The organism is Streptomyces sp. NPDC056480 (assembly GCF_042795405.1).
In the GTDB taxonomy this organism is placed as follows: Bacteria; Actinomycetota; Actinomycetes; order Streptomycetales; family Streptomycetaceae; genus Streptomyces.
Map to the genome: position 1 here is coordinate 1 of NZ_JBHTSA010000215.1, position 6,443 is coordinate 6,443.

Below are 6,443 nucleotides of genomic sequence, written 5' to 3' on the forward strand. Positions count from 1 at the left end.
GGACAGGTCCCGGCGGGCCGCCCGCCGCTCATGCGGACCGGTTCACCCGGCCCCGTGCGCACCGATCAGTGGAAGAAGTGGCGCGTCCCCGTGAGGTACATCGTCACGCCCGCCTTCTTCGCGGCCTCGGCCACCAGCTCGTCCCGCATCGAGCCGCCCGGCTGCACGACCGCCTTCACGCCGGCCGCGGTGAGGATCTCCAGGCCGTCCGGGAACGGGAAGAAGGCGTCCGAGGCGGCGTACGAGCCGCGCGCCCGCTCCTCGCCCGCCCGCTCGACCGCGAGCTTCGCGGAGTCGACGCGGTTGACCTGGCCCATGCCGACGCCGACCGAGGCGCCGTCCTTGGAGAGCAGGATCGCGTTGGACTTGACCGCGCGGCAGGCCTTCCAGGCGAAGGCGAGCTCGGCGAGCTCCTCCGCGGAGAGGGCCTCGCCGGTCGCCAGGGTCCAGTTCGCCGGGTCGTCGCCCTCGGCCTGGAGGCGGTCCGTGACCTGGAGCAGCGCGCCGCCGTCGATCGGCTTGACCTCGACCGGGTTGCTCGGGGCGCCCTCCGCCTTGAGCACACGGATGTTCTTCTTCTTGGCGAGGACCTCGACGGCCCCGTCCTCGTACGCCGGGGCGACGATGACCTCGGTGAAGATCTCCGCGACCTGCTCGGCCATGGCGACCGAGACGGGGCGGTTGACGGCGATGACGCCGCCGAACGCGGACAGCGGGTCGCAGGCGTGCGCCTTGCGGTGGGCCTCGGCGACGTCGGCGCCGATCGCGATGCCGCACGGGTTGGCGTGCTTGATGATCGCGACGCAGGGCTCGGTGTGGTCGTACGCGGCCCGGCGCGCGGCGTCGGTGTCCGTGTAGTTGTTGTACGACATCTCCTTGCCGTGCAGCTGCTCGGCCTCGGCGAGGCCGCCCGTGCCGTCGACGTACAGCGCGGCGCCCTGGTGGGGGTTCTCGCCGTACCGCAGGACGTTGTTCCGCTCGTACGTGGCGCCGAGGAAGTCGGGGAAGCCCGACTCGTCGGCTGCCGCGTAGTCGGCGGCGAACCAGGAGGCGACGGCCACGTCGTACGCGGCGGTGTGCTGGAAGGCCTCGGCCGCGAGCCGCTTGCGGGCGGTCAGGTCGAAGCCGCCGGCCTGGACGGCCGCGAGGACGTCGGCGTACCGCTCGGGGCTGGTGACGATCGCCACGGACGGGTGGTTCTTGGCCGCGGCGCGCACCATCGACGGGCCGCCGATGTCGATCTGCTCGACGCACTCGTCGGGAGTGGCGCCGGAGGCGACGGTCTCCTTGAACGGGTAGAGGTTCACGACGACCAGGTCGAAGGGCTCCACGCCGAGCTCGGCGAGCTGCTCGCGGTGCGACTCCAGGCGCAGGTCGGCGAGGATGCCGGCGTGCACGCGCGGGTGGAGGGTCTTGACGCGGCCGTCCAGGCACTCGGGGAAGCCGGTCAGCTCCTCGACCTTGGTGACCGGCACACCGGCGGCGGCGATCTTCCCGGCCGTGGAGCCGGTGGAGACGAGCTCGACACCGGCCTCGTGCAGACCGCGGGCCAGCCCCTCGAGCCCCGTCTTGTCGTAGACGCTGACCAGCGCGCGGCGGATGGGCTTAACGGTGTCCGTGTTCACCGACATGAACCTTTCGTCCCTCAATGCGGTAGCCGTGCCGGGCGAGGCGCCCCACGACGTCGACGAGCAGTGAGCGCTCGACTTCCTTGATGCGCTCGTGCAGAGCGGCTTCATCGTCCTCGTCCCGCACCTCGACCACGCCCTGGGCGATGATCGGGCCGGTGTCGACACCGTCGTCGACGAAGTGGACGGTGCACCCGGTGACCTTCGCGCCGTAGGCGAGGGCGTCACGCACCCCGTGGGCACCGGGAAAACTGGGCAGCAGAGCCGGGTGGGTGTTGACGACCCGGCCGCCGAAGCGGGCGAGGAACTCCTTGCCGACGATCTTCATGAAGCCGGCCGAGACGACGAGATCCGGCTCGTACGCGGCGGTGGCCTCGGCGAGGGCGCGGTCCCACTCCTCGCGGGTGGCGTGGTCCTTGACCCGGCAGACGAAGGTCGGCAGTCCGGCGCGCTCGGCGCGCTCCAGACCTGCGATGCCGTCGCGGTCGGCGCCGACCGCGACGATCTCCGCGCCGTAGCCCTCGGGGTCCGCGGCGATGCCGTCGAGGAGGGCCTGCAGATTGGTACCGGAACCGGAGACCAGGACGACGAGGCGGGCGGCAGCCACTGGGTCACTCTTTCCGTGGTGTTTGTACGGTCGTACGAACGAATCGTGCCGCTCGATACGGGGAACCCTACGAATGGCTCGACCGTCAGCAACGATACCGGCACACCGGACGGCCCCCACGGGACGGGGGCGGAGCAGGGCGGTAGCGTCAAGGTCCGACGCCGGACGCGCACCCGACCAGCACCGGTCGGGCACACGAACGACAGCGGACGAGACAGCAGCGGAGACCACGGGTGCGGCCGTGGTCGTGACGACAGAGGGAAGACGTTCAGCAGATGCCGGAACGCCAGTCCACGGACGACAACAACCCGTTCGCGCCGCCGCCCGAGGGCAGGCCGGATCAGCCGTGGCAGCCGCGGCGACCGGACGGCCCCGACAGCCCGGACGACGAATCGTCCGGGGGCTCCGGATCGTCGGGGCCGTCCGACGGCCGCTGGAGCCCGCGCCAGCCGGGCCGCTCGAACGACGGCTTCGGCCGTGGGCCCGAGCGCCAGGGCGGCGGCCAGGGAGGACCGGAGGGCGGCCCCGGACAGGGTGGGCCCGGCCAGGGCGGCACCGGAGGGCGGGGGCTCCGCTGGGACCCGACGGACCCGGCGCAGCGCCGCGCGCGGTACGCGATCCTCGCCGGCATGTGGGCCTTCTTCTTCGCCATCTTCGAGATTCCGGAACTGGCTCTGCTGCTCGGCGCTCTGGGCGTCTACTGGGCGATCAGCTCGCTGCGCGCCAAGCCGAAGCCGGCCGACGAGGTGTCGCCGACGTCACAGTCGGCGACCGGGCCGGCGTCTCAGCCCTCGGGACAGGCCGCGGGGCAGCCCGCGGCCCGGCCTTCGGGGCAGGGCGCCACGGCGGCCCCGCTCCGCTCGATGCGGACGGCCGCGATCAGCGGTCTGGTCGCGGCGAGCGTGGCTCTGATGATCGTCGCCGTGGGCTTCACGATGCAGCTCGTCTACAGCGACTTCTACGAGTGCCGTGACGACGCCCTCACCCACGCCGGCCAGCTGGCCTGCAACGACCTCCTGCCGAAGCCGCTGCGCGCGGGCTTCGGGGTCCGGGAGTAGCGCGGCGGACGGCCCCTAGTCGGCGGACCGCCCCGGGGGCGGGGGCGGCGGAGCGCCCGGCTCCCAGGCCGCCGGAAGGTAGTCGTAGGGCTCGAAGACGGAGTCGCCGTACGGGTCGTAGGTGTCATGGGCGTCGTAGGTCGGGTACGCCGGGTCGTCGCCGGGCCCGGGCCCGGCAACGACCGCCTTCGAACCGGCCGCCTTCGAACCGGCCGCCTTCGAATCGGCCGCCTTCCCTGCGGGGGCCGCGGGCGCGTCCGGTGGTGTCCGCTCGCCGTCCGGCCCGTCCGGGGTGGAGGGGGCCGACGAGGCCGACAGGGGTACGGGACCGGCGGCGGGTACGCGGCCGGCCTCGGGCCCCACGGGCACGGCCGGCACCGACCGCACCGCCTGCGCCGACCGCACCGCCTGCACCGGCGTCGAAGCCTCCGCCGGCACCGGCGGGCGCTTCGAGCGCGGGACGCGGCGGCCCCAGGCCCGTACCCCCAGGGCCACCGGCACCCCGACACAGGCACCCCACAGGACCGTCGCCGCGCCCGTCTGCCACCACACCGGGCCGAACGCCGACAGCCGGGCCGTGCCGAGCGGTCCGCCCGCCGCGGCCGAGAGCGCGGCGACCACCACGCCGCAGCCCCAGGCCGCGCCCAGCGCCGTCAGTGCCGTGTCCCGGGCCGTCCAGGTCCGCGCCGCGCGGCCCACCCGGCCGCCCTGGAGCATCACGGCGACGAGCGGGACCGCCGCGGCCGCCCCGTGCAGCCAGCCGCCGCGCCCGTCGTCGGGCAGCGCGGCCAGCAGCGGGAAGGGCGGCACGGCCGGGTCGCCGACGAGACCCAGCGGGGTCGCGAACGCGCCCGTGCCGAGGGTGAAGCCCGGCCCGAGCCCGTACGCGGCTCCCCAGACGGCCATGTTCGGCAGCAGGGCGAGGACCAGCAGCAGCACCGCCGCCCGCCCCGACCACTCCCCCGTGAGACCCGCGTACGCTGCCTGCGCCTCGCCCGCGTGCCAGGCCAGCGAGACCGCCGCGACGACCGCGCCGCCGCCGAGCAGTGCGACGAGCCCGAGCCCGCCCGCCCGCAGTGCGGCGGCGGCCTGGCGCTGCTCGGGGAGGGGACGGCCGAGCGACGTCCAGGCGCCCGCCCCGGCCGCGCCCACCACGACGGCGGGCAGCCAGAGCCCGGCGCTGAGCGGCGCGGCGGGCAGCGGGCCGCTCTGGCCGTAGACCACGACCGCGACGGCGACCAGGAGGTACCCGCCTGCCACGGCGCCGACCGCGCCGCTCGCGGAGGGGGGCCGCCGCTCGGCGCCGTCGGCCGCGTCGAGGGTGTCGCGGGCGGCGCGGTGGACGAGCCAGACGGGCAGGACGGCCAGGAGCATCGGCACGATGCCGAGGGGCGCGGGCAGCCCGGACAGGGTGTCCGTACGGACGAGGTCCACGCCGTGCGCCAGCAGCCAGAGTCCCGCGGCCAGGTGCAGGACGCCGCCGGGTCCACTGTCGGGGTACGGGGAGCCGATCCAGCCGGCGATCACCAGGACCGCGAGGGCGCCGAGTCCGAGTCCGGCGGCGACCCCGCCCCGGACGCAGGCGGTGGCGAGCGCGGCGGAACGGCCGCCCTTGACCAGGGGGTGCTCGGTCACATGGGTCACGGGGTCATGCTCCCAACGACACGCGCTTTTGCCGCGTAACAGGCAAACCTCCGTTGTGTCGCTCAAGATACGTTTATGTACTTTTCCGCCCACAGCAGCTCTGCGGGAGGTCGACGCCGATGAGCCGGAGCACCGCGGATTCCGCATCCTCCGTCACCCTGCCGACCCCCAAGGAGCGGCGCAGGTTGCGTGAGGCCCTCGCCCTGAGCGAGGAGCAGGTCGCCGAGGCCATGGGCGTCACGAAGGCCACGGTCAAGGCATGGGAGACCGGGCGTTCGGCACCACGGGGCCGCAAGCGCGAGGCGTACGCGAAGCTGCTCGGCGCGCCCGGGCCGGGCGAGGCCCCGGGCTCCGCGGACGCGCCGCCCGCCTCCGCGCCGGCCGCTCCGCCCGCTTCGGAGAAGCCGGCGGAGCCACGGTCCCTGCCACCGTCACCCGTACGGCCGCAGACCCCGGGGAAAACACAGGCACAGGCGCCCGCCCCCACGGCGAACGTCCGGCCCAAGGCCGCGGCCAAGCGGGCCGCCAAGCCGCCGAGGGCCCCCTCCCCGTCCCCGGTCATCGCCGCGGGCCCGGCCCGCAAGGGCACCCCGAGGCCGCAGGAACGGCTGAAACCGGTCGCGGCGGAACGGCCCGTCGGGCCCCCCGCGGTACCGGGGGTCACCCCCGAGGAGGCGTTCGACGCGCTGTACGCGCAGGCGGCGCCCGGACTCGTCCACCAGACGTATCTGCTGACCGGCCGGCGGCGGCTCTCCCGGGAGTCCGTCGAGCAGGCCTTCCACCGGGCCTGGGAGCACTGGCCCGAGGTCGCCCGCGACGCGGACCCGGTGGGCTGGGTGCGGGCGACGGCCTACGAGTACGCCCTCTCCCCGTGGCACCGGCTGCGTCGTACCCACAAGCACCCCGACGCCCCGCCCGCCGAGGCGGGCCGGCGGGCGCTGCTCACCGCCCTCCTCGAACTGCCGGCGCCCTACCGCCGTACCGTCCTGCTCTACGACGGACTCGGGCTCGACCTGCCGGAGACGGCCGCCGAGACGGAGGCGAGCACCCCCGCCGCGGCCAACCGGCTGCTGCACGCCCGTACGGTCCTCGCGAAGCGGGTTCCCGAACTCGCCGATCCCGACGCCCTGCACGAGCGGCTCGGCGTGCTGGTCACGGAGGCGCCGACGACGTCCCTCCCTGCGGCCCGCACGGTCCGGGGCGGCAGCGAGCGCAGGGCGCGGACGTGGACGCGCGCGGTGCTGGGGGTCACGGCGGTCCTCATCGGCGTCACGGGCTTCACGGCGGCGACCGCGCCGACCCGCTACATCCCGGTGAACGCCCCCGGCGAGACCGTCAACGGCGTCCCGGTCCGCGGCGGCCCGCAGAAGCTCCGCCCGGAGGACCTGGAGCTCCGCGACAAGCTGCGCTCCGAACCGAACCCGGGCCCGGAGCGGCTGGTCCCGGCCGCCGAGTGATGCCGGCCCGGCAGTCGCCGCATACGAGAGGGCCCCGCCCTCGCCCGGG

The 6,443-nt window shown here is 75.0% G+C and carries 5 protein-coding genes; 2 read left to right on the forward strand and 3 right to left on the reverse strand.

All coding sequences use genetic code 11. The features are described from left to right. Positions 1-65: 65 nt before the first annotated feature. Together purH and purN are read right to left on the reverse strand one after the other, a co-directional pair. Positions 66-1,631: a bifunctional phosphoribosylaminoimidazolecarboxamide formyltransferase/IMP cyclohydrolase gene (gene purH / locus ACFQ79_RS39890; RefSeq protein WP_383593104.1), complete on the reverse strand. Its 1,566-nt coding sequence runs from the start codon at positions 1,629-1,631 to the stop codon at positions 66-68. Next, positions 1,606-2,235 carry a phosphoribosylglycinamide formyltransferase gene (gene purN, locus ACFQ79_RS39895; RefSeq protein WP_189832905.1) on the reverse strand — a complete coding sequence of 210 codons (630 nt, stop codon included), beginning with the start codon at positions 2,233-2,235 and terminating at the stop codon, positions 1,606-1,608. Before purN ends, purH begins: the two co-directional genes overlap by 26 nt. A gap of 275 nt (positions 2,236-2,510) precedes the next feature. On the opposite strand from purN, the gene ACFQ79_RS39900 reads away from it, so the two are divergent. Beyond that, positions 2,511-3,293: a hypothetical protein gene (locus ACFQ79_RS39900; protein WP_383593107.1), complete on the forward strand. Its 783-nt coding sequence runs from the start codon at positions 2,511-2,513 to the stop codon at positions 3,291-3,293. Between the two features lie 15 nt (positions 3,294-3,308). Here ACFQ79_RS39900 and ACFQ79_RS39905 read toward each other — a convergent pair whose 3' ends face one another. Then, the gene (locus tag ACFQ79_RS39905; protein WP_383593110.1) at positions 3,309-4,937 is read right to left on the reverse strand and encodes a DUF6350 family protein; all 1,629 of its coding nucleotides are present in this window, start codon (positions 4,935-4,937) and stop codon (positions 3,309-3,311) included. Positions 4,938-5,056: 119 nt separating this feature from the next. Between ACFQ79_RS39905 and ACFQ79_RS39910 the strand changes: the two genes are divergently transcribed. Further along, positions 5,057-6,394 carry a sigma factor-like helix-turn-helix DNA-binding protein gene (locus ACFQ79_RS39910; protein WP_383593113.1) on the forward strand — a complete coding sequence of 446 codons (1,338 nt, stop codon included), beginning with the start codon at positions 5,057-5,059 and terminating at the stop codon, positions 6,392-6,394. Positions 6,395-6,443: the final 49 nt, after the last annotated feature.

Excerpts from the sequence above, each read along its gene's own strand:
- purH (WP_383593104.1), bottom strand. The coding sequence starts at position 1,631 with ATGTCGGTGAACACGGACACCGTTAAGCCCATCCGCCGCGCGCTGGTC.
- ACFQ79_RS39900 (WP_383593107.1), top strand. The coding sequence starts at position 2,511 with ATGCCGGAACGCCAGTCCACGGACGACAACAACCCGTTCGCGCCGCCG.
- ACFQ79_RS39910 (WP_383593113.1), top strand. The coding sequence starts at position 5,057 with ATGAGCCGGAGCACCGCGGATTCCGCATCCTCCGTCACCCTGCCGACC.